The sequence below is a fragment of the Rhizobacter sp. genome (assembly GCF_031412495.1).
Taxonomy (GTDB): Bacteria; Pseudomonadota; Gammaproteobacteria; order Burkholderiales; family Burkholderiaceae_C; genus Schlegelella_A.
On the sequence record NZ_JANODC010000544.1, the window covers coordinates 1 to 22,360 of the forward strand.

19 protein-coding genes and 1 pseudogene are annotated in these 22,360 nt (G+C 71.9%); 6 read left to right on the forward strand and 14 right to left on the reverse strand.

Annotation, left to right across the window (positions count from 1 at the left end):
* Window positions 1–1,294: DEAD/DEAH box helicase family protein (locus tag AC30N0_RS20130; RefSeq protein WP_489519654.1), on the forward strand; the 1,294-nt coding region annotated here is incomplete at its 5' end.
* A gap of 163 nt (window positions 1,295–1,457) precedes the next feature.
* Here AC30N0_RS20130 and AC30N0_RS20135 read toward each other — a convergent pair.
* The 9 genes from AC30N0_RS20135 to AC30N0_RS20175 form a co-directional block, all read right to left on the reverse strand.
* A complete protein-coding gene (locus AC30N0_RS20135; protein ID WP_489519655.1) occupies window positions 1,458–2,444 on the reverse strand; it encodes a DUF72 domain-containing protein in 987 nt (328 codons plus the stop codon).
* A 60-nt stretch (window positions 2,445–2,504) separates the two neighbouring features.
* Entirely contained in the window at window positions 2,505–3,089 is a 585-nt protein-coding gene (locus tag AC30N0_RS20140; RefSeq protein ID WP_489519656.1) for a DUF1415 domain-containing protein, read from the reverse strand.
* A gap of 27 nt (window positions 3,090–3,116) precedes the next feature.
* Complete coding sequence (locus tag AC30N0_RS20145) at window positions 3,117–5,015, reverse strand: TRAP transporter permease (protein ID WP_489519657.1); 1,899 nt, start codon at window positions 5,013–5,015, stop codon at window positions 3,117–3,119.
* A gap of 156 nt (window positions 5,016–5,171) precedes the next feature.
* Window positions 5,172–6,131 carry a TAXI family TRAP transporter solute-binding subunit gene (locus tag AC30N0_RS20150; RefSeq protein WP_489519658.1) on the reverse strand — a complete coding sequence of 320 codons (960 nt, stop codon included), beginning with the start codon at window positions 6,129–6,131 and terminating at the stop codon, window positions 5,172–5,174.
* Window positions 6,132–6,266: 135 nt separating this feature from the next.
* Window positions 6,267–7,433: an aromatic ring-hydroxylating oxygenase subunit alpha gene (locus AC30N0_RS20155; RefSeq protein WP_489519659.1), complete on the reverse strand. Its 1,167-nt coding sequence runs from the start codon at window positions 7,431–7,433 to the stop codon at window positions 6,267–6,269.
* Window positions 7,430–8,107, reverse strand: coding sequence for an alpha/beta hydrolase family protein (locus AC30N0_RS20160; protein WP_489519660.1), 678 nt, complete (start codon window positions 8,105–8,107; stop codon window positions 7,430–7,432). Before AC30N0_RS20160 ends, AC30N0_RS20155 begins: the two co-directional genes overlap by 4 nt.
* Window positions 8,108–8,113: 6 nt before the next feature.
* The gene (locus AC30N0_RS20165; protein WP_489519661.1) at window positions 8,114–8,314 is read right to left on the reverse strand and encodes a hypothetical protein; all 201 of its coding nucleotides are present in this window, start codon (window positions 8,312–8,314) and stop codon (window positions 8,114–8,116) included.
* A 16-nt stretch (window positions 8,315–8,330) separates the two neighbouring features.
* On the reverse strand, window positions 8,331–8,963 hold the full coding sequence (locus AC30N0_RS20170) for a rhomboid family intramembrane serine protease (RefSeq protein ID WP_489519662.1): 633 nt from the start codon (window positions 8,961–8,963) through the stop codon (window positions 8,331–8,333).
* Window positions 8,964–8,971: 8 nt separating this feature from the next.
* Window positions 8,972–9,901 (reverse strand): SMP-30/gluconolactonase/LRE family protein, encoded by a 930-nt coding sequence (locus AC30N0_RS20175; protein ID WP_489519663.1) that lies wholly within the window; start codon window positions 9,899–9,901, stop codon window positions 8,972–8,974.
* A gap of 99 nt (window positions 9,902–10,000) precedes the next feature.
* Here AC30N0_RS20175 and xth (AC30N0_RS20180) point away from each other — a divergent pair, with 99 nt between their 5' ends.
* Window positions 10,001–10,921, forward strand: coding sequence for an exodeoxyribonuclease III (xth, locus tag AC30N0_RS20180; protein WP_489519664.1), 921 nt, complete (start codon window positions 10,001–10,003; stop codon window positions 10,919–10,921).
* Here the strand turns inward: xth (AC30N0_RS20180) and AC30N0_RS20185 are convergent.
* Window positions 10,881–12,797: pseudogene (locus AC30N0_RS20185) on the reverse strand (PAS domain-containing hybrid sensor histidine kinase/response regulator); the annotation flags it as partial. The gene xth (AC30N0_RS20180) and the pseudogene AC30N0_RS20185 overlap by 41 nt on opposite strands.
* An 80-nt stretch (window positions 12,798–12,877) precedes the next feature.
* Between AC30N0_RS20185 and AC30N0_RS20190 the strand changes: the two are divergent.
* Complete coding sequence (locus AC30N0_RS20190; RefSeq protein WP_489519665.1) at window positions 12,878–15,499, forward strand: excinuclease ABC subunit UvrA; 2,622 nt, start codon at window positions 12,878–12,880, stop codon at window positions 15,497–15,499.
* On the opposite strand, the gene AC30N0_RS20195 is transcribed toward AC30N0_RS20190, so the two are convergent.
* Window positions 15,490–16,590: a hybrid sensor histidine kinase/response regulator gene (locus AC30N0_RS20195; protein ID WP_489519666.1), complete on the reverse strand. Its 1,101-nt coding sequence runs from the start codon at window positions 16,588–16,590 to the stop codon at window positions 15,490–15,492. The genes AC30N0_RS20190 and AC30N0_RS20195 overlap by 10 nt on opposite strands.
* Window positions 16,591–16,845: 255 nt before the next feature.
* Between AC30N0_RS20195 and AC30N0_RS20200 the strand changes: the two genes are divergently transcribed.
* Window positions 16,846–17,874 (forward strand): threonine aldolase family protein, encoded by a 1,029-nt coding sequence (locus AC30N0_RS20200; RefSeq protein WP_489519667.1) that lies wholly within the window; start codon window positions 16,846–16,848, stop codon window positions 17,872–17,874.
* A 12-nt stretch (window positions 17,875–17,886) separates the two neighbouring features.
* Here the strand turns inward: AC30N0_RS20200 and xth (AC30N0_RS20205) are convergent, their stop codons facing one another.
* On the reverse strand, window positions 17,887–18,666 hold the full coding sequence (xth, locus tag AC30N0_RS20205) for an exodeoxyribonuclease III (RefSeq protein ID WP_489519668.1): 780 nt from the start codon (window positions 18,664–18,666) through the stop codon (window positions 17,887–17,889).
* Between the two features lie 158 nt (window positions 18,667–18,824).
* Between xth (AC30N0_RS20205) and AC30N0_RS20210 the strand changes: the two genes are divergently transcribed.
* Entirely contained in the window at window positions 18,825–19,205 is a 381-nt protein-coding gene (locus tag AC30N0_RS20210) for a hypothetical protein (protein WP_489519669.1), read from the forward strand.
* A gap of 22 nt (window positions 19,206–19,227) precedes the next feature.
* Here AC30N0_RS20210 and AC30N0_RS20215 read toward each other — a convergent pair whose 3' ends face one another.
* Together AC30N0_RS20215 and AC30N0_RS20220 are read right to left on the reverse strand one after the other, a co-directional pair.
* The gene (locus tag AC30N0_RS20215) at window positions 19,228–19,557 is read right to left on the reverse strand and encodes a thioredoxin family protein (RefSeq protein ID WP_489519670.1); all 330 of its coding nucleotides are present in this window, start codon (window positions 19,555–19,557) and stop codon (window positions 19,228–19,230) included.
* 88 nt (window positions 19,558–19,645) lie between these two features.
* Window positions 19,646–20,644, reverse strand: coding sequence for a toll/interleukin-1 receptor domain-containing protein (locus AC30N0_RS20220; RefSeq protein ID WP_489519671.1), 999 nt, complete (start codon window positions 20,642–20,644; stop codon window positions 19,646–19,648).
* A 218-nt stretch (window positions 20,645–20,862) separates the two neighbouring features.
* Here AC30N0_RS20220 and AC30N0_RS20225 point away from each other — a divergent pair.
* A partial coding sequence (locus AC30N0_RS20225; protein ID WP_489519672.1) for an AsmA family protein occupies window positions 20,863–22,360 on the forward strand: 1,498 nt, incomplete at its 3' end.

Here is a 22,360-nt window from a genome sequence, read left to right on the forward strand (position 1 = left end):
CAAGCCCTTCGACGTCCTCGTCCAGCACCTCGTGACCGTCGCCCTCGGCGGCGGCTTCGTCGCGGCCGATCTCTACGACGAAGTCCGCCAGGCCTGGGCCTACCGCAGGCTGACGCCGGCCGAGTTCCAGTGGGCGCTCGACTTCGTCGTCAAGGGCGGCTCGAGCCTCACCGCCTACCCGGAGTACCACCGCGTCGTCGAGATCGACGGCGTCTTTCGCGTGCCCGACCGCGCCGTCGCGCGCCGCCACAAGCTCGGCGTCGGCACCATCGTCAGCGACTCGTCGATGCAGGTGAAGTACCTCTCGGGCGGGCGCATCGGCACTGTCGAGGAGGGCTTCGTCGCCCGCCTTCGCAAGGGCGACTGCTTCATCTTCGCGGGCCGCAACCTCGAGTTCGTGCGCGCCGAGGAAATGACGGCGTACGTGAAACGCAACGCGAGCAAGAAGGCGGCGATGATCAGCTGGGCCGGGGCGAAGATGCCGCTGTCGAGCGAGCTGGCCGACGCTGTGCTCGAGGTCCTGGCCGGTGCCGCGCAGGGCGATTTCTCGGAGCCCGAGCTCGAGGCGGCGCGGCCGATGCTGGAGACGCAGGCGCACCTGTCGCGCCTGCCGACACCGAAGCTGCTGCTCATCGAGCGGCTGCAGTCGCGCGAGGGCCGGCACCTGTTCCTCTACCCGTTCGCCGGCCGCAACGCGCACATCGGCCTCGGCAGCCTGCTCGCCTGGCGGCTGGCCCGCGACGCGCCCAACACCTTCAGCATCTCGATCAACGACTACGGCCTTGAGCTGCTGAGCGCACTGCCGGTCGATACCGGGTCGCTGCGCGACAAGAGCCTGTTCGAGGAAGGCGACCTGCTACAGGACGTGCTCGCCAGCCTGAACTCGAGCGAGCTGGCGCGGCGGCGCTTTCGCGAGATCGCTCGCGTCTCCGGGCTGATCTCGACCGGCTACCCCGGGCAGCCGAAGAGCACGCGGCAGCTGCAGGCGTCGAGCACCCTGTTCTACGAGGTCTTCCGCAAGTACGACGCGGCCAACATGCTGCTGACCCAGGCCCAGAGCGAGGTGCTGAGCCAGGAGCTCGACATCAAGCGCCTCGCCGAGGTGCTGGCGCGGATGCGCCGGCAGAAGGTGGCCTATGTGGATCTGGAGGTGCCGAGCCCGTTCGCCCTGCCGCTGATGGTCGAGCGCTTCCGCGAGAAGCTCTCGACCGAGAAGCTCAAGGACCGCCTCGAACGCATGCTGAAGGACATGGAAAGGGCGGCGGTGCGGGAGGAAGGCAGAAGCGCCGCGTGAGGATCCGGATCGTTCGATTCGCTACGGCTGGTCGTCACGGTGGGCAGCAATGGCGAGCGCGCCTCTGATCAGTTCGGCCGATGCGTCGAGCTCGGCGGCGGGAGCCGGAGCAGTTGGGCGGAACGCGAGTGTCGGCTCCGCGATGTACTGGCGCGAAGTGATGTCATGCCTGGAGTGTGGCTCGGCTCGGCCTGAATGCCGGCGACTTCGGCCGCGGCGGCTCCAGCCCCTCGGGCGGCACAAAGCGCTCGTTCGCGTCCAGACCGGTCGGCACGCCGAGCCGCGCCGCGAGGTGCGCGGCGTCGTACGGGGCGTGCACCTTGACGTCGTTGTCGAAGTAGCAGAAGACGTCGCGCCGGAGCCGCGGCCGCGCCGAGCGCGGCGAGGCGAGGCGGGCGTCGGCGACCTGCGTGCCGCGGCGCCAGGCGTCGATCCGCTCGGTCCAGCGGTCGAGCGCGGCGTCGCTGTAGCCGCTCGCGTACAGCTCGGCGTCGCCGTGCAGGCGCAGGTACACGAAGTCGGCGGTCAGGTCCTCGAGCAGCGGCCAGCGGCCGGCGGTGTCGGCGACGACGAGTGCGATGCGGTGCTTGCGCAGCAGGGCGATGAAGCCCGGGTCGACGAAGCTCGGGTGGCGGATCTCGACCGCGTGGCGGAGCGGCCGGCGTCGGTCGATCTCGAGCCAGGCGCGTCCCTCCAGGCGCCCGTCGTGCTCGCGCGCCAGCGCCAGCGCCGCGGCCGTGTCGCGCGGCAGCATGGAGAAGAAGGCATCGAAGCGTTCGGGCTGATAGCCCAGCTGCGGCGGGAACTGCCACAGGAACGGCCCGGTCTTCTCGCGCAGGCGCAGGACGCCGGAGGCGAAGAAGTTGGCCAGGGGCGCGCGTACCTCCTTCAGCTTCAGCATGTGGGTGATGTAGCGCGAGCCCTTGATCGCGAAGACGAAGCCGTCGGGCGTGTCCTCGTACCAGGCGCCGTACTGCTCCGGTCGCTGCAGCGAATAGAACGAGCCGTTGATCTCGATCGACGGCAGCATGCGCGACGCGAACGCCAGCTCGCGCCGCTGCGCCAGCTTCGGCGGGTAGAACACGCCCCGCCACGGCGGGTAGCGCCAGCCGGAAATGCCGATGCGGACGGCGCCGGTTGCGGTGGGCATGCGCTGGAACGGGCAAACGAAGCGCCCGCCGCGGTGGGTCCTCCCCGGCGTCGACAGGTTCTAGGACGCGTCTTCCCGGCAGCGGCGGCGCAGCGCTTCCCAGCCGTCCTTGCCGAGGGCACGGAGCGTGCGCATGTTGGCCTCGACGATCGCCTCGGTGTCGGGAACGGCGTCCACCGCGCGCTCGACGCTGGCCTCGCGCAGCAGGTGGAGCATCGGCCAGGGCGACCGGCTGGTGGCGTTCGTCACGTCGTCCGGCTCGGTGCCGGCGAAGCGGTAGTCCGGGTGGAAGCTCGCGACCTGGATCACGCCGTCCAGGACCATCTCGCCGAGCAGCGCGTCGGCTTCGTCGAGGAAGTCGTTGTAGTCGTCGAAATCGGGCAGGGCGTGCGGGAAGATCAGCAGCGTGGTGTCGATCTCGGCCGGGTCGGCGGCGGCGAGCAGGGACAACTCGTCGCGCAGGCTCGCCCGCAGCGCGGCCTCGTCGGCCGACGCCGTCACCGCGAAGCGCACCTGGCCCCGCGCCACCACCGCCTTCGCGAACGGGCACAGGTTCAGGCCGATGACGACGTGCTCGAGCCAGCAGCGAGTCTCGGCGACGACCCGGCGTTCGAGCGCCGGATCGAGCGGGAGAGGTGCGTCCATGCGGGCAGCCTACACCGCGCCCGGGCCTCAGTGGCGCAGGGCTGGCTGGTGGAAGTGCTGGATGGCGAGCGCCAGCGCGATGAGGGCGAAGCCGATAAGGTCAGCGGCCCGTCCCGGGTAGACGAGCGCAAAGCCGGCGGCGATGAACAGGGTTCGCTCGAGCACCGTCGCCTTGCGCAGGGCCCAGCCCTGGAAGCCGGCGGCGAGCGCGGCGATGCCGACGGCGGCCGTCAGCGTCACCTCGACGATCGGCCAGACAGGCGCCGCCGCCAGGGCCTTGGTCGAACCCATCAGCAGCAGGCCCTGGCCTTCGGGGCTGAGCACGAACATGAACGGGAGCAGGAACGCCGGGACCGTGTACTTCCACGACTGCAGCGTCGTCTTGTACGGGTCGCCGCCGGTGATCGCCGCCGCCGCGAACGGCGACAGCGCGGTCGGCGGCGACACCTCCGACAGCACCGCGTAGTAGAAGATGAACATGTGCGCGGCGAAGTCGGGCACCCCGAGCTTGGTGAGCGCCGGTGCGGCGATGACCGCGCAGATGATGTACGACGCCGTCACCGGCACGGCGAGGCCGACGATCCAGACCACCAGCGAGGTGAAGATCGCCGTCAGCAGCAGCGACCCGCCCGCATAGTCGATGACGATCGAGCTGAACTTGAGGCCGAGCCCGGTCAGCGTCACGACGCCGACGATGATCCCGGCGCCGGCGCAGGTCGCGCCGACGTTGAGCATGCCGAGCGCGCCGCCTTCCATGGCCTGGCTGAACTTCGACTTGAGCAGGTGGTCCCGGGCCGAACCCCGGCCGCGGAAGAAGTCGTAGTCGATGAGGGCGGTGTCGCGGCGCAGGAAGCTCGTCGCGAAGGCCACGACGGTGGCCCAGAACACCGAGAGCACCGGCGAGAACCCCCACATCATGAAGAAGATGATCGAGAACAGCGACAGGAAGTGGAACCAGTACCTGCGGGTCAGGTTCCAGACCGAGTCGACCTTCTCGAAGGCGACCTCGCGCATGCCGTACTTGCGGGCGTCGAGCTCGACCATGAAGAACAGCGCCAGGTAGAACAGGACGGTCGGGATCACCGCCATCAGGAGCACGTCAAGGTACGAGATCTTCAGGAACTCGGCGATCAGGAAGGCCGCGGCCCCGAGCACCGGCGGCGAGATGATGGCGCCGAGGCCGCCGGCGGCGAGCAGGCCGCCGGCCGCGTTCTTCTCGTAGCCCACCTTCTCGAGCATGGGGTAGGCGACGGCGCCGAGCGTCACCGTCGTCGCCACCCCCGACCCCGAGGGCCCGCCGAGCAGGAAGGACGCCAGCACCACCGTGCGGCCGGCGCCGGTCGGCTTGCCGCCCATCGCCGAGAAGGAGAAGTCGATGTAGAACTTGCCCGCTCCCGAGTACTGCAGGAAGGCGCCGTAGATGGTGAACAGGATGATCAGCGACGAGGCGACGTCGATGGCGACGCCGAAGATGCCTTCCAGCGTCATGTACATCACGCCGACCAGGCGGCCGATCTCGTAGCCCTTGTGCGTCCACGGCGCCGGCAGGAACGGGCCGCTCAGGGCGTAGAGCAGGAAGCAGGTGGTGATGACCGGCATGACCCAGCCCGTGGTGCGCCGCATCGCCTCGAGCACGAGCAGGATCAGGCCGGCGCCGAAGGCGATGTCCCACGGGTTGGGCGAGGTGTTGCGGTCGGTGAAGTCGTCGCCGCCCTGGATCGCATAGACGACGATCGCCACCGCCAGCGCCGCGGCCAGCCAGTCCCACCACATGACGCGGTGCCGGAAGCGGCGCGCCACCGGGAAGACCAGGAAGCAGAGGAACAGCACGAAGGCGACGTGGACCGGGCGCAGCGTCTGCGTCGGCACGATCGCGTAGGCGGTGTAGAGGTGGAACGACGCCATGACGAAGGCGGTCAGGCGCACGAAGCCGCCGACCCAGCCGTGCAGCTTGTTGGCGGCGCCCTCTTCTTCCTCGATGAAGTGCTCGGCCCGCCGCAGCGCTTCATCGCTGACGGCGGGCGCCTGGGCCCGAACGACCGGGCCGGCTTCGGCTTCGATGACGCGGGCCTGCGCGGCGCGCTAGTTGACCTTGACGCCCTTCTCCGCGAAGTACTTCAGGGCCCCGGGGTGGAAGGGGATCGGCGTCGCCGAGGCCTTCTGGCTCTCGAGCTTGAAGTTGGTCGCTTCCTTGTGCACCGCGATGATGTCGTCGCGCTTGTCGAAGATGGTCTTGACGATGTTGTAGGCCGTCTTCTCGTCCATGCTCTCGTGCGTGACGAGGATGTTCTGCACCGTCGCCTGCTTGTTGTCGGCGTCCATGCCCTTGTAGGTGTCCTTGGGGATGGTGTCCTGCACGTACAGGTTGCCGTACTTCTTGTTCATTGCCGGCACCACGTCGGCGTGATCGATCATCTTCACCTTCGTGTTCGGCGTGTTGGCAAGATCGGTCACGGCCGCGGTCGGCAGGCCGCCGACCCAGAAGAAGGCGTCGATCTTGCCGTCCTTGATGGCGTTCACCGACTCGGCGACGCCGAGCCGCTCGCGCTTCATGTCGCTGTCCTTGTCGAGGCCGGCGGCCTCGATCACGCGAAAGGCCATCACCTCGGTGGCGCTGCCCGGCGACCCGGTCGAGACCCGCTTGCCTTTCAGGTCGGCCATCTTGGTGACGCCGCGGCCTTCCACGCTCACGACGTGCATGCGGTTCGGGTACAGCACCATCAGCGTCTTCAGCGGCACCTTGTTGCCCTTGAACTTGTCTTCGCCCTTGAGCGCGTCCTGGCTCGCGTCGGCCATGGCCAGGCCGATGTAGGGCTTGCCGCTGCCGATCAGCTTCAGGTTGTCGACCGAGCCGCCGGTGACCTCGGCCGTGGCCTGCATGCCCGGAACGTGCTTCGAGAGCACGGCCGCGATGCCGCCGCCCATCGGGTAGTAGACGCCGCCGGTGCCGCCGGTGGCGATGGAGATGTTCTGGGCCAGGGCGGTGCAGGCGAAGGCCAGGCCGGCCAGAAGGATGCCGATGCGCGAGGTCAGACGGGTCATGGTGTCTCCAGGGAAGGCACCGGAGCGCAGGCAGGGGCCTGCATCCGGCACGGCGTTGTGGTTGCGGGCCATTCTGCAACGCCCCGGCGGCTGCGGCGTCGGGGTTGTCGCCAGTGCGGACCCCCTCGAGCGCCCTCAGTCGCCGGCCACCAGCTCGTCGATGGCGCGCTCGAACAGGTCGCAGGCGAACTCGCCGGTGCCGAAGTTCAGGGCCGTGTTGGCGCCGCTGGCGAGGCCTCGCTGCATCGATGCGGCGAGGGCGAAGTCCTCGTCGATGGCGTCCCAGAAGATGGTCCAGTTGCGGCTCCAGTGCTCCGCGGAGCGCCGTGCATGGCCGGGCGCGGGAACGAGCATCCAGCTGGCCGTGGTGCAACTGGCGGGGCTGACCGGCGTGACGCAGAAGCCGTTGACGTGGTCGCCCTCCCAGAGCAGGAAGGTGCCGGGAAAGAAGAAATGGATGATGTTGCTGTGCCGGCCGAGCAGTTCCCAGTCGGGGTCGCCTGCCGCGGCCGTGAGCGAGCGCTTGGGCAGGACGATGCGCTGGTGCCGGCCGAACGACTCCTGCTGCACCAGGTTGTCGTGAAAGAGGTGCGCGATCGTGTCGCGGTGCGCGTACTGGAAGTGCAGGCTTTCGAGGTTGGCGTCGAGCACGAGCTTCCAGTTCGACGGCTGCACGAAGCGCCGCTCGTGCGGGCTGGCGCTGGCGTCGTCGTAGCCGAGCCCCTCCAGCGTGTCCGCCATCGGCCCGAAGTAGGCGGCCCAGTCGAACGCCGGAGTCTGTTCCGGGACGACCCAGACCAGTCCGCAGCGCAGGGCCACCGGCAGCGGCACGAGCGACGCCGAGGCCCGCGGCACGTGCGGGAAGTCGGCCTCGTGCGGGCGGCCGACCAGCGCGCCGCGGGCGTCGTAGGTCCAGCTGTGGTACGGGCAGACGAAGCGGCTGCGGGCGGCGCCGCAGGCCGGGCTCGCCGCCACGATCGCGCCCCGGTGCCGGCAGACGTTGACGAAGGCCCGCACCACGCCGTCGTCGCCGCGCGTGACGAGGATGGGCACGTCGAGCAGCTCGGCGGTCAGCCAGTCGCCGGGGGCGGCGAGGCGCGCGGCCGGGCCGACGGCGTGCGGCAGCCGGCGCAGCGCGGCGACCTCGAGTCGATGCCGCTCCGGGTCGAGGTAGCGGCGGACCGGGCTGGTCGAGGCCGCGCCGCGCTGCAGCTCGGCCTGAGCGATGGTCCGCTCGGCGCGCCGCCAGAGTGCCCGCGCCTCCGCGTCTGTCTCGATCTGTGTCTGCGCCTTGCCCGTCATTCGAGTCCCCGTGTCCAGGCGGCGAGTATGTCGAGCATCTCGGCGAGGGCCTGGGCATCGCTCCGCCCCGACCGGGCGCGCACGTGGAACGCGTGGTCGGCATCGTCGACGAGGTGCAGCGTCGCGCGACGACCCAGCCGTGCCAGCACCGGCTGCAGCAGCGCCAGCTCGGCAAGCTCGTCGCGCGTGCCCTGCAGGAACAGCATCGGCAGGCCGACCGCATCGAGGTGCCCGGCGCGCTCGATCGACGGCTTGCCGGCCGGGTGCAGGGGGAAGCCCAGGAACGCGAGGCCGACGACGCCCGGCAGCGCGGCCGCGGCCTGCGCCTGCGACGTCATCCGGCCGCCGAAGGACTTGCCGCCGGCCACCAGCGGCATGCCGGGGCAGCGGCGCGCCGCCTCGGCCACCGCGGCGCGCACCGCGGCGTGCGCGACCTTCGGCGCGTCGGGCCGCTTCGAGCCGCGCTCCATGAACGGGAACTGGTAGCGCAACGTGGCGATGCCGCGTTCGGCGAGGCCTTCGGCCGTCGCGGTCATGAACGAGTGCGCCATCCCGGCGCCGGCCCCGTGCGCCAGGACGACCAGTGCGGTGGCGCCCGCCGGCGTCGTCAGCAACGCCGACACGCGCTCGCCGTCGCCGACCTCGATGCCGATCCGCTCTGCATTCGTCGCCATGTCTGCTCAGTCGTCGACGAAGCCGGCCTTGTAGAAGCTCCAGGCGTTGCCGTCGTGCAGGTAGAACGCGCCGTCGGCGCAGAAGTCCTTGCCGGGGAAGAACTCGCGGTAGGCGTGCGGCACGAGGCGCGACAGCTGCTCGTCGCTCAGCTCGTCGAACTGCTCGGGGGTGATCGGCTGGCCGACCTTGAGCCGCGGCGTCGTCATGCGCTCACTGCCTTCTTCAGCCGGCGCCGCCCGTGAAGGCGCGCACGGCGCGCTGCACGGCGCCGAAGTCGGTGAGGGCGACGAAGGCCACGCCGGCGACGGCGCCCGAGAGATGCGCGTCGTGGTTGATCCGGCCCTTGCCGCGCCGCGACGAATACCAGGTGTAGGCGAGGTAGGCGAGGGCGAACAGCGGCGCCGGGATGGGCACCGGGATCGGCAGGATGAAGATCGAAGAGGTCGGGAAGTGGAGGATCGAGGCGAACAGCACCGCCAGGATGGCGCCGGACGCGCCGAGCGTCGCGTAGGCGGGGTCGTGGCGGTGCTTGATCCACGTGCCGGCGTCGCTCGCCAGCAGGCCGATCACGTAGAGAGCGAGGAAGCGGCCGCTGCCGATCTCGCGCTCGAGGCCGAAGGCGAAGGCCCAGAACGTGAAGGCGTTGAAGAGCAGGTGCGCGTAGTCGGCGTGGACGAAGCCGCTGCTTACGAGGGTCGCGTACTCGCGCCGCCGCACGAGCCAGTGGGGCCGAAAGAGGCTCCGCTCGATCATGGCCGGGGCCGCCGTCAGCCCCAGCACGCTCGCGACCAGGATCGCGGCGAGCAGGACGCTCGAGACCGGCGCTCCGTGGCTGAAGGCGAGCAGGCTGTCCATCGGCGGGGTCAGACGCCGTGGATCAGGGCCAGGCCGGGCACCGGCCAGTCGTCGATTGCGACGAGTCGGCCGCTGCCCGACAGCGTCACGTAGGCCGTGCGCCGGTCCTTGCCGCCGAAGCAGAGGTTGGTGGTGAAGCGGTCGGGCAAGGGCACGTGGCTCGCCGTCCGGCCGTCGGGCGAGATGACGGTGATGCCGCCGTGGATCAGGGTCGCGATGCAGACGTTGCCGAAGGCGTCGACCGCCATCGAATCGAAGCGCTGGTAGTGGCCACCCGGGCAGGCAGCGACCATGCGCCCGCCGTGCGGCGACGGCCAGGGGTCGTGCCGTGCCTGGCCGGGCCCGGCGAGGTCGAAGGCCCACAGGCGCGCGCCCTCGGTCTCGGCGTAGTAGAGCGTCTGCCCGTCGGGCGAGAGGGCGATGCCGTTCGGCGTGAGCACCGGACGGGCGATGACGCTGGCGGCGCTGCCGTCGCTGCGGCCGTAGAAGACGCCGCCGCGGTCCATCTCGGTTGGGCGCACCTTGCCGAGGTCGGTGAAGTAGAAGCCGCCGTGCGCGTCGAAGACGATGTCGTTCGGGCCGCGCAGGGCGAGTCCGTCGACGCTGTCGTACATGCGCTCGAAGCGGCCCGTGGCCAGGTCGACGCGCTCGATGCGGCCGCCGGAGTAGTCGTCGGCCTGGCCGATCGGTCGGTGGCAGCCGTCGAACTCGGTCTGCCAGCGAAAGCCGCCGTTGTTGCACACGTAGACGGCGCCGTCCGGCCCGATCGCCGCGCCGTTCGGCCCGCCGCCGAGGTCGGCGACGACGCGCACGGTGCCGTCGGGCGTGACCCGGCTGAGCGTGCCGCGGGCGATCTCGACGAGCAGGATCGAGCCGTCGTCGAGAGCGACCGGCCCTTCGGGAAACTGCAGGCCGCTGGCGATTTCACGGATCTTCATGGCGTTCTCCCCCGGGTGCTTCATCACTGCCGACATTTCCCATCGTCATGGGCGCCATTCTGGCCGCCGGACGAGCCGCCGAGGCGTAAGGTGTCCGCCATGCGCATCGCTACCTGGAACATCAACAACGTCCAGCGCCGGCTGCCGCTCCTGCTCGCCTGGCTCGAGGCGACGCGGCCGGACGTCGTCGCGCTGCAGGAGCTGAAGGTCACGGGGGCCGAATTCCCGCGCGACGCCATCGCCGCGGCGGGCTACGGCTCGGTGTGCGCCGGCCAGCGCACGTGGAACGGCGTGGCGCTGCTCGCGCGCGGCGCCGAGCCGGTGCTCGTCCGCCGCGCCCTGCCCGGCGATGCCGCCGACAAGCAGGCCCGCTACATCGAGGCGGCGGTGGCGGGGGTCGTGGTGGCCTCGATCTACCTGCCGAACGGCAACCCGCAGCCGGGCCCCAAGTTCGACTACAAGCTGGCCTGGTTCGAGCGGCTGAACGCGCACGCGGCGTCGCTGTGGTCGAGCGGCCATCCGGTGGTGCTGGCCGGCGACTTCAACGTCGTGCCGACCGACGACGACATCTACTCGCCCGCGTCCTGGCTGGCCAACGCGCTGCTCCAGCCGGAGCCGCGCGCCGCCTATCGCGAGCTGCTCGACCAGGGCTGGACCGATGCGCTGCGCACGTGCCACCCGACGGACCGGATCTACACCTTCTGGGACTACAAGCGCAACCGCTGGGCCCGCGACGCGGGCCTGCGCATCGATCACCTCCTGCTGAGCAAGGACCTCGCCGCGAGGCTGGCCGATGCCGGCGTCGACCGCGAGCTGCGCGGCATGGAAGACGCGAGCGATCACGCGCCGGCGTGGGCGCTGTTGTCGACCGGCCCTACGCCGGGCGGGCGGCGCCAAGGCGGCCGAGCAAGCCGGCGCAGGTCGCCACGATGTGCGCCGGCTCCGCGGGCTTGGCCAGGTAGGCGACGAAACCGCCGGCGAGCGCCTGGCGGCTGTCTTCGGGGCGGGCGAATGCGGTGAGGGCGATCACCGGCACCCCGCTCGTCTCGCGCACGCGCCGCAGCAGCTCGTAGCCGTCGACGTGCGGCAGGCCGATGTCGCACAGCATCAGCATCGGGACCTCGCGCTTCAGCTGGGCGAGCGCTTCGTCGGCATCGCGTGCCGTAGAGACGATCGCGCCGTACTGGCGCAGCACCGAAGCCACGACCTCCAGCCCTTCGTCGTCGTCGTCGACGACGAGGACCCGCGCGCCGCGCAGCGTCGGTGCCTCGTCGCGTTGCGGCAGGACGTTGCTGCCCAGTTCACCCCAGGCCGAGAGCGCCGGCTCCGGCACGCGGGCATGGTGCAGGGGCAGGCGCACGGTGAACACCGCGCCCTTGCCCGGGCCGTCGCTGTGCGCCTCGATGCCGCCGCCGTGCATCTCGAGCAGGCTCCGGGTGATGGACAAGCCGAGGCCGAGGCCGCCGTGGCGGCGCGTGGGCGAGCTGTCGGCCTGCGAGAAGCGCTGGAACATGCGCGGCAGGAACTCGGCCTTGATGCCGATGCCGGTGTCGCTGACGGTGACCGTGGCCTGGCCGGCGTCGGCCCACGCCTCGATGCTCACGCTGCCGCCGGCGGGCGTGAACTTGACGGCGTTGGCCAGCAGGTTCCACAGCACCTGCTGCAGCCGGGACGGATCGCAGTCGATGAGGAAGGAGGGCGCCGTGGCCGGCCCGTGCAGGGCCACGCGCTTTTTCGCCGCATCCATCTTCACCGCCTCGATCGCGGCCGTGAGGGGCCGCGCCAGCGGCACGCGCTGGATCTCGAGCCGCACCTTGCCCGACATCACGCCGTTCATGTCGAGCAGGTCGGCGATCAGCTGCGCCTGGGCCCGGGCACTGCGCACGATGCGCTCGGCGGCCTCGACCACCGCCTCGCCCTCGAGGCGGCCGCTGCGCAGCAGCTCCGACCAGCCGAGGATGGCGTTGAGCGGCGTCCGCAGCTCGTGGCTGAGGGTGGCGAGGAACTCGTCCTTCAGGCGGGCCGCGCGCTCGACCTCCGCGCGCGCCGCACGCTCGGAGTCGTTGAGCCGCGCCAGGCGTGCCTCGGCTTCGGTGCGGGCGCTGATGTTGCGCGTCGAGCCGACGACGACCTTCACCGTGCCGTCGGCATCGGGCACCGGGTTGAAGATGTACTCGAACCAGCCCTTCTGTCCGGTCGGGCTTTCGTAGAAGGTCTCGCCGCGGACCTGGGTCCGAGTCTCGATCACCTGGCCGATTTCACGGTGCAGCCGCGCCGCCGTCTCGGCCGGGTACGGCAGCTCGAAGAGGGTCTTTCCGACCACGGCCTCGAGGGGCATGCCGAGCAGGTCGAGCAGGGGCTTGTTGGCGTAGGTGAAGCGGTGCCCGCTGTCGAACACGTAGGCGAAGTCCTCGATCGAGGAGAGCACGGTCTCGAAGACCCGGCGCTGCGCGTCGCGACGCTCGCTTTGGATGGCGACCTGCTGTTCGGACTCGACGTGCTCGGTCACGTCGTTGCCTTCGACGAAGATTCCGAGCGTCCGGCCGTCGTGGCCGAGCACGGGCTGGTAGACGAAGTCGAGCCAGCGCTGTTCGGCCTCCGGTGCTTCGCTGCGGTGCAGGCGGACCGGGATGCGGCGGCCGACGAAAGGCTCGCCGCTCGCAAAGACCCGATCCAGGATGCCGGTGAAGCCCTGGGCGACGGTCTCGGGCAGGGCCTCGGCGACCGGCTTGCCGATGACGTCGCGCCCCCCGGTGAGCCGGTCGTAGGCCGGATTGACCAGCTTGAAGCAGTGCTGCGGCCCCTCGAGAACGGCGATGAAGCCGGGCGCCTGCTCGAACATCAGCTGGAGCAGCGCCTCGGGTGGCGTGGGCAGGCGCGGAGCGGATCGCAACATCGGGCCATTCTCGTAGGACTTTGCCGTGTCGCTGCGTCCCGTGGCTTTACGAGCTCGGCCGCCTGCCGCATCGTTCGGCCGTGCCGAACCCGCGCTCCCGCTTCGTTCGCGTGCGCGGCGCGCGCGAGCACAACCTGAAAAACGTCGACGTCGACATCCCGCGCGACGCGCTGGTGGTGTTCTGCGGCGTCTCCGGCTCCGGCAAGTCGTCGCTCGCCTTCGGCACGCTGTTCGCGGAAGCGCAGCGGCGCTACTTCGAGTCGGTGGCGCCGTACGTGCGTCGCCTGATCGACCAGGTCGGCGTGCCGCAGGTCGACTCCATCGAGGGCCTGCCGCCGGCGGTGGCGCTGAAGCAGCAGCGCGGCACGCCGAGCGGGCGCTCGTCCGTCGGCAGCGTCACGACCCTGTCGAGCCTGGTCCGCATGCTCTATTCGCGGGCCGGGACCTACCCGCCGCGCCAGCCGATGCTCTACGCCGAGGACTTCTCGCCGAACACGACGCAGGGCGCGTGCCCGAACTGCCACGGGCTCGGCCGCGTGTACGCGGTGACCGAGCAGTCGCTCGTCCCCGACCCGTCGCTCACCATCCGCGAGCGGGCGATCGCCGCCTGGCCACCGGCCTGGCACGGGCAGTACCTGCGCGACAACGAGGTAAGCCTCGGCCACGACGTCGACACGCCGTGTCGCGAGCTGCGGAAGAAGGTGCGCGACTGGATCCTCTTCACCGACGAGCAGCCCACGGTCCCGGTCTACGCCGGCTTCACGCCGGCCGAGACGCGCGCCGCGCTGCGCCGCAAGACCGAGCCGAGCTACCACGGCACGTTCACGGGCGCGCGCCGCTACGTGCTGCACACCTTCGCGACGACGCAGAGCGCCCTCATGAAGAAGCGGGTGGCCCGCTTCATGGTCGGCAGCGCGTGCCCGGCGTGCGCCGGCAAGCGGCTCAAGGCCGAGGCGCTGGCCGTCACCTTCGCCGGCGTCGACATCGGCACCCTGTCGCGCATGTCGCTCGACCGGGCCGGGGCCCTGCTCGCACCGGCAGCGGCCGGCCGCTTCGCGGATGCGGGCGTCGACGAAGGCACGGACGGCGCGACCCTGAGCCGGGTCGAGGCCAGGCGCGACACGGCCCGGCGCGTCGCTGCCGGCGGCTCGTCGCACGCCGGCGCCGCCGACGTCCGCCGCACGCCCAACCTGTCGGAGGAAAAGCGCATCGCCGCGCAGCGCCTGACCGCCGACATCACCGCGCGCATCGCCACCCTGCAGGCGCTCGGCCTCGGCTACCTCTCGCTCGACCGCAGCACGCCGACGCTGTCGCCCGGCGAGCTGCAGCGGCTGCGCCTGGCGACCCAGATCCGCTCCAACCTGTTCGGCGTCGTCTACGTCCTCGACGAGCCCACCGCCGGCCTGCACCCGGCGGACGGCGAAGCCCTCCTGCTCGCCCTCGATGCCCTCAGGCACTCGGGCAACTCGGTCTTCGTGGTCGAGCACGACCTCGACATGATGCGACGCGCCGACTGGCTCGTCGATGTGGGCCCGGCGGCCGGAGAGCAGGGCGGCGAGGTCCTGTACAGCGGCCCGCCGGCAGGGCTGAAGGACGTGGCTGCTTCGCGCACCGCGGCGCACCTGTTCGCACCGAAGGCCGCGCCCGGTCGAGTGGGGCGCGAGCCGGGCGGCTGGCTCGAGCTGCGCGGCGTGACGCGTAACAACCTGAAGGATCTCGACGCCCGTTTTCCGCTCGGCGTCTTCACGTCGGTGACCGGCGTGTCGGGGTCGGGCAAGTCGAGCCTGATCAGCCAGGCTCTGGTCGAGCTGGTCTGTGCCCACCTCGGTCACGAGCCCGCGCCGGGCGAGGACGACGGCGAGGCGCACGAGCCGACCGTCGCGGAGGAGACGCGTGGCGAGATCGCTTCGGGGATGGACCGGCTCCGCCGCCTGGTCCGGGTCGACCAGAAGCCGATCGGCCGCACGCCGCGCTCGAACCTCGCCACCTACACGGGGGTGTTCGTTCACGTGCGCAAGCTCTTCGCCGCGACGAAGGCGGCTCGGGCGCGTCGCTACGACGCCGGGCGCTTCTCCTTCAACGTCGCCAAGGGCCGCTGCCCGACCTGCGAAGGCGAGGGCTTCGTCAGCGTCGAGATGCTTTTCATGCCCAGCGTCTACGCGCCGTGCCCGGCCTGCCACGGCGCCCGCTACAACGAGGCGACGCTGGCGATCGAATGGAACGGCCGCAGCATCGCCGACGTGCTGCGCATGACCGTCGACGAGGCGGCGGCGTTCTTCGCCGGCGAGGCGAGCGTGCGCCGCCCGCTCGAGCTGCTGGGCGAGATCGGCCTCGGCTACCTCCGCCTCGGCCAGCCGGCGACCGAGCTCTCCGGCGGCGAGGCGCAGCGCATCAAGCTCGCCACCGAGCTGCAGCGGGCGCAGCGCGGGCAGACGCTCTACGTCCTCGACGAGCCGACCACCGGCCTGCACGCCGACGACGTCGACAAGCTCCTGGTGCAGCTGCACGGCCTCGTCGATGCCGGCAACACGGTCATCGTCGTCGAGCACGACATGAGGGTCGTGGCCGGCAGCGACTGGGTCGTCGACATCGGTCCGGGCGCCGGTGACGAAGGCGGGCGCATCGTCGCGAGCGGCAGCCCGCGCGCCGTCGCCGCCGCCGCCGACAGCCGGACCGGCCCCTACCTGCGCCCCTACGTCTGAGGCGCGGCCGGCCCGCGCGGCAGGGCGACGCGGAACACCGTGTCGCGCCCCGGCTCCGACTCGACGTCGACCCGGCCGCCGTGCGCAAGCACGATCTGCTGCACGATGTAGAGGCCGATGCCGAGCCCTGCGTCGACGCCGGCCTGCGTCCGGCCGCTGCGGAACGGATCGAAGATGTGCGGGCGGACGTCGGCAGGAATGGTGCCGGCATTGGTCACCGACAGCACCGCCACCGACCCCGCGCTGCCGTCGAGGCTGACCCGTACCGGCCGGTCCGGGTCGCCATGGCGAAGGGCGTTGCCGATCAGGTTCGAAGCCACTTGCGCCAGCCGGTCGGCATCCCATTCGCCCTGGCCGTCACCGCTCTGCTGCCACTCGATCACGCGCCCGGGCCAGGCGCTCCGGCTCTCGTGGCCGAGGCGCTGCAGCATCGCGCCGAGGTCGAGCGGCTGGCGCTGCACGGCGATGCCGCCGGCCAGGCGGGCCCGAGCCAGGTCGAGCAGGTCGCCGATCATCCGGCTCATGCGCTTGCCGGTCTGCACGATGCGGCCTGCCGCCTCGCGCGTGGCGTCGGTCTCGGCGCGCCGCTCGAGCACCATCGCCGACATCAGCACCGCGCTGAGCGGCCCGCGCAGGTCGTGGCCGAGCATCGCCATCAGCATCTCGCTGAGGCGCAGCGTCTCGGTCCGTTCCAGCAGCTGCTGGGCGAGCTGCTGCTTCTGCCGGTGCAGCTGGAAGAACACCTCGGCCTTGTTGATGAGGACGCGCGGCTCGATCGGCTTGTGCAGGAAGTCGACGGCGCCGCTGTCGTAGCCCTTGAAGACACGGCGCTGGTCGTGCTCGCCGGCGGTGACGAAGATGATCGGCACGTGCCGCGTCCGCTCGCTGCTGCGCATGCGCTCGGCGAGCTCGAAGCCGTCCATGTCGGGCATGTGCACGTCGAGCAAGGCGAGCGCCACCTCGTGCTGCTGCAGCAGCTCGAGGGCTTCGGGCCCGGAGCGGGCGAGGAGCAGCTCCAGCCCGGGGCGGCGGAGCAGGGCGGCGAGGACGAGCAGGTTCTCGTCGTTGTCGTCGACGAGCAGGCATTTCACCGGGTCCGTGGCCGGCAGTTCGGGCAGGGGCAGGCGAACCGGTACGCTCCTCGGGCGCGGGTCGTGGACGGGATCGGTGGACAAGGGAAGTCGGGGCGGCAGTCGCGGAGGAAGCGATTGTCAGGGGCCGAGCAGCCGGCCGCGTCCTCGCCCCGCCGAACGGGGGCCTGCCCAGCGGCGACGGAACCGGCATCATGGACTGCGGGCTCGCGCGATCGGGCCTTCCCGCTTGCCCTCCCCACCTGGACCCTCGGCATGATCGACCTGCGCTCCGACACCGTCACCCGCCCTTCCGCCGCGATGCGCCAGGCCATGGCCGCCGCTTCCGTCGGCGACGACCAGTACGGCGAGGACCCGAGCGTCAACGCGCTGCAGGCGCGCGTCGCCGGCCTGCTCGGCAAGGAAGCGGCGCTCTGGCTGCCGAGCGGGACGATGGCCAACCAGGTCGCGCTGCGCGTGCTCACCCGGCCCGGCGACGACGTGATCGTGGGCCGCGAGAGCCATGCCGTGTGGCACGAGACGGGCGGCTCGGCGGCCAACGCCGGCGTGCAGTTCACCGAAGCCGGCAGCGACGGAACCTTCGACGCCGACGACTTCCTCGCCGCCGTGAAGCCGCGCGAGCACGGGATCTACCCACCGACGACGCTGGTCGAGATCGAGAACACGCACAACCGCGGCGGCGGCCTCGTCTTCCCGCAGGCCGCGGCCGACGCCGTCTGCGCCGCGGCACGACGGCTCGGCATCGCCACCTTCCTCGACGGGGCCCGGCTCTGGAACGCGGCCGTCGCGAGCGGCCTGGCGGTCGATGCCCTCGCCGCCCCGTTCGATCTCGTCGCCGTGTCGCTGTCGAAGGGCCTCGGCGCGCCGGGCGGCTCGCTGCTCGCCGGCAGTCGCGACCTGATCGGGCGCGCCGTCCGGCACCGCCGCATGCTCGGCGGCGCGATGCGCCAGGTCGGCATCTTCGCCGCTGCCGGCACCCATGCGCTCGACCATCACCTGCCCGATCTCGCCGCCGACCACGAGAACGCGCGCCTGATCGGCACGCGGCTGGCGCAGGGGCCCGGCATCGAGCTCGACCTCGCCACGGTGCAGACGAACATCGTCGTGTTCGACCTCGCCGCCGGCGCGCCCGATGCCGCGGCGGTCGTGGCCGCCGCCCGCGCCGGCGGCGTCCTCGTCAATGCCCTGGGCGCTCGCCGGGTCCGCGTCCTCACCCATCGCGACGTGACCCGGGCGCAATGCCTCGAGGCGGCCGGGGTCCTCGCCGCTGCCGCCGCGGGATGACGCGGCGCCGCCTCAGTCGCGCAGCAGGATCCAGGTCGGCGCGTGGTCGCTCGGCTTCTCGCGCGCGCGCACCTCGCGGTCGACGCCGGCCTGCTCGAGGCGGGCCGCCGCCGCCGCGTTGAGCAGCAGGTGGTCGATGCGCAGGCCCGAGTTGCGGGCGAAGCGGTTGCGGAAGTAATCCCAGTAGGTGTAGATCGGCTCGCCGTGGTGGAGCGAGTCGATGGCGTCGGTCCAGCCCTGCTCGAGCACGCGCCGCCAGGCGGCGCGACTCTCCGGCTGGAGCAGGGCGTCGTCCTTGTACGAGCGCGGCGAGTAGATGTCGCCGACCTCGTCCGTGGCGACGACGTTGTAGTCGCCGGCGAGCACCACGGTCCGCGTATCGCCGATCAGGCTGGCGGCGTGCTCGCGCAGGCGGTCGAACCAGGCCAGCTTGTAGTCGAACTTCGGCCCCGGCTGCGGGTTGCCGTTGGGCAGGTAGATCGAGGCGACGACGACGCCGTGCGCCTCGGCCTCGATGTAGCGGCTGTGCGTGTCGTCCGGATCGCCGGGCAGGCCGCGCCGTCGCTCCCGCAGCCCGCCGCCCCGGGCCAGGATGGCGACGCCGTTGAAGCCCTTCTGCCCATGCCAGACGGCGCTGTAGCCGGCCTCGCGCAGCGCGTCGACGGGAAAGGTCTCGTCGGAGGTCTTCAGCTCCTGCAGGCAGGCGATGTCGGGGGCGGATCCGGCCAGCCACTCGAGGAGACGGGGCAGTCGGGCGGTGATGCCGTTGACGTTGAAGGTGGCGATCTTCATGGGCACGGGTTCAGGTAGGGCAACTCCGACGCGCCCACGGGCCCGCGTCGGCCACGATCATCAGGCCTCGTTCCACTGCGCCGGTCCGGCACGGCGCTGACACTGCGGCACGGCGCTCCACCGGCGCTTCCATGCTTCTCATCGTCAGGGGACCTCTCATGAAACTTCTGCCTCGACTCATTCTCGCCTGCGCCACGGTGGCGACCTGCACCGTCGCCGGTGCGCAGACCTTCGACGCGGCCGCCGACCAGGATCGCCGCGCGCGCAACCGCGAGGAGGCGCTGAGCAAGTACCGCGCGGCAGCGCAGGATCGCCCGTCGGCCCGCACCGACCGCGTCGACGACCGCAGGGGCTCCGGCGGCGGCCCCACCCTCGGCGACCGCACCCGCACCGTCGGCAAGTCGGTCCGTAACTTCACGCACCGCCAGGCCGAGAAGGCGCGCAACTTCTCCGAGAAGCAGGATCGTCGCTGGGGCAATCGCAACAGCGCGAACCGGCAGGGCACGAACCGGAACAAGACGGGCGGCACGCCGGACTGAGCCGCGACGACCGCGACGGCGCTCAGGGCGCCGGGTCGATCGCCGCCAGCGCCTGCTCGATCGGCGCCGGCTCGCGCGGCCGGACCAGGCGCGCGGCCTCGGCCCCGCCGCGCAGGAAGACCAGCGTCGGCCACAGCTTCACGCCGAACGTGCGGCCGAGGCCGCGCCCGCTGCCGTCCTCGATGCGCAGGTGGCGCACCGCCGGGTGGGCTGCCATGGCGATGGCGATGGCCGGCTGCGCCGCCCGGCAGAAGCCGCACCACGGCGTTCCGAACTCGATCAGGCACGGGCCGGCGAGCGCGTCGATCTCTTCGCGTGTCGGCTCGGCGGTCTCGTAGGGCGTGGGACTCATGGAAACAGCGTCGTCGGGGTGACGGGCTGCAGCAATCGACACGCCTGTCGCGCCGCGGCAGCCTGACCCGACGCGGCCATCGACACGTTCAGGAGCCCGCGTCCCAGCAGCGTCCCGCCGCCATGCAGTTGCGGACGAACACCCAGCCGCCTCCCGGTTGCGCCTGGAAGAACAGGTTCACCGGATGGGTGTGCGGGCCCCGGGTCTGCGAGTCACCGTCGACAGGCACCACCGTGCTGAACATGACGCCGCGATTGCCGTCGCCCTGCACTGTCGCTTCGAGCTGGCGCGTGCCCAGCGGCGTGCCGGTGGCCCCGTCATCGACCTTGAGCGATAGCTGCGCGACGCTCGACCTGCCATCCCAGCTCAGCGCTCCCGCGTAACGCAGGGCCTCGTCGCGCCAGGCCACGTTCATGCGCAGCGGCGTTGCGGCCGCGACCTGCAGCGGCGACGGTGCCGGCACGGGAAGGGGAGCCGGCCCTGGTGCATCGCCTTCGGTCTCGGTCCAGAGGCCGATCGCGGCCAGGGCAGCCACGACCACGGCGGTGCCGACGAGGACGTTGCGCACGCCGTGCCCTCGGGCCGGCGCAGGCGCGGGAGGCGCCGGCGGCGGCTGCGGTGCCGGCGGCCGCGGTGCAGGAGGCGGAGCGGGCACCGGTGTCGGCGCCGGGCCGGGTCCGGGCGCCGGCGGCCCCGGCGGCACGATGCCCGCGATCGCGGCGCAGAAGAGCTCGAACTCCGGCGTCGAGGCCTCGCCGCTCCAGCGCGAGAGGTCGGCCGCCTGGACCCGGCGGAACTCGAGGGGGATCTTGAGCCCGGGGTCGAGCACGGCCGGGATGAGGACCCGGCGCTCCATCGCCTCGGACGCTTCGTTCTTGACCCAGCTCGAGGCGGTGGAGGCCTGCGTCCACAGCACGACGACGCAGCGCGCGGCGCTCAGCGCCTCGTCGATCACCTCGTCGTACTGCCGCCCCGGCGGGATGGCGCGATCCCACCAGATCGACCAGCCACGCCGGCGCAGGGCCTCGGCGACGAGGCGGGCCCGCTCGCGGTCGGCGCTGGCATAGCTGATGAAGACGTCGCCCATCGTCGAAACTCCGGCGCCGCCGCTGCGGGCGACCGGACGGGAGCTTAACGCCGGAGGCGGCGCCGCCCGGGCCTCAGCGCAGCGGCTTGCGCTCCGGACCGGCGTCGTCCACCGAGCCGGTCAGGGCGTCTCCGACGGCCTTGCAAACCGCGCTACCGGTTTCCCACGCGCGGCCCCTTCCGACACCGCGACTTCGGGCCGCCGCTTACGATGCCGCGATGCCCCCCCAGGACCCCAGCGCACCCGTCGACGCGATGGCGCCCAGGGCCCGCCGGGGCGGGCGCGTCGCCGCGTGGATCCTTCTCGCGCTGGTGCTGCTCTGCCTGGTGGGGGTGGCGGCGCACCCGTGGTGGCTGGCGCCCGCCGCCTCGCGCTACCTGAGCTCGACGGCGGGCCGCGAGGTCCACTTCGACGCCGTGCGGCTCGGCTTCGGCGACGGCTTCGCGCCGCGCGTGCACCTGCGCGGCGTGCGCGTCGAGAACGCGCCCTGGGCCGAGACGAAGCGGCCCTTCGCCGTCTTCGATGCCGTCGACTTCGAGTTCACCGGCGAGCGCAGCGAAGGGCGCTGGGTCGTCTCCCGCGTGCGCCTCACGAACGGCGAGGTCAACCTGGAGCGCCATCCGGACGGCCGCCGCAACTGGCGCCTGCGCCGGCCCGACGATCGCGGCCGCGGCAACTACTGGTTCGCGGTGCTGGAGGCGCAACGCACGTCGCTGACGTTCCTCCATCGGGAGCTCGGGCTGGCGCTGCGCGCCAGGTCGAGCCCTGCCGAAGCGGCGCCTGCCGGTGCCGCCGGCGTCGATTCCCTGCTCCCGGACCGGATCGATTTCGATGGCTCGTACCGCGGCGTCGACTATCGCGGCAGCACGCTCGCCGGCGGTGCCATCAGCCTGCTGAAAAGCGGCCTCTGGTTTCCGCTGCGTGGCCACGTCGAGATCGAAGGGCTGCGCATCGAGCTCGACGGCCGCGCCGCCGACCTCCTGCGCGAGACGCGCCTCGATGCGCGCATGCAGCTCGCCGGCAGGTCACTGACGACCCTGGCGCCTTGGATCGGCAGCCGCCACGGTACGCCGAAGGCGCTGCGCGCCACCGGCCGGCTGAGCGTCGAGCCCGGGCGCGTCGCACTCGCCGATGCGCAGGCCAAGGTCGGAGCCACCGACCTCGCTGGCGCGCTTGCCTGGTCGCGCGAGGAGCAGCGGCATCGCCTGCGTGCCGACCTGCGCAGCGAATCCGCCGACTTCGCCGACCTGAGCTGGCTGGCCGGCCGGGCGGCGCCGGTCTCGGCCCGGGCGGCCTCGGCGGTGCGCCCGGCCCCGGTCGCCGCACGGGCCGTGCCGGCGCAGCCGGCCAGTGCGCCGGATGGCGCGTCGAAGGCCCGCACCTGGGACGCCGAGCTGAGCTACGCGGCGAAGCGGCTTCGCGTCGCCGAGGCTCCCGTCGTGCAGAGCCTGGCGGCGCAGGCGAAGCTGCTCGACGGCCGGCTCGACGTCTCCTCGCTCGACCTCGGGCTGGCCGGGGGGCATGCCACCGGCAGCGTCAGCGCCGACCTGCGCGAGCCGGTGCCTGCGGGCGAAGCCCGGCTCGCCTGGCGCGGCATCCGGCTGGAGTCGCTGCTGCCGCCGCTCGATGCCAGCCGCAGGATCTCAGGCACGTTGCAGGGGCGCGCGGCCCTCGCTGCGAAGGGCGCCGGCGTCGATGCCCTGCTCGCCAGCGCCG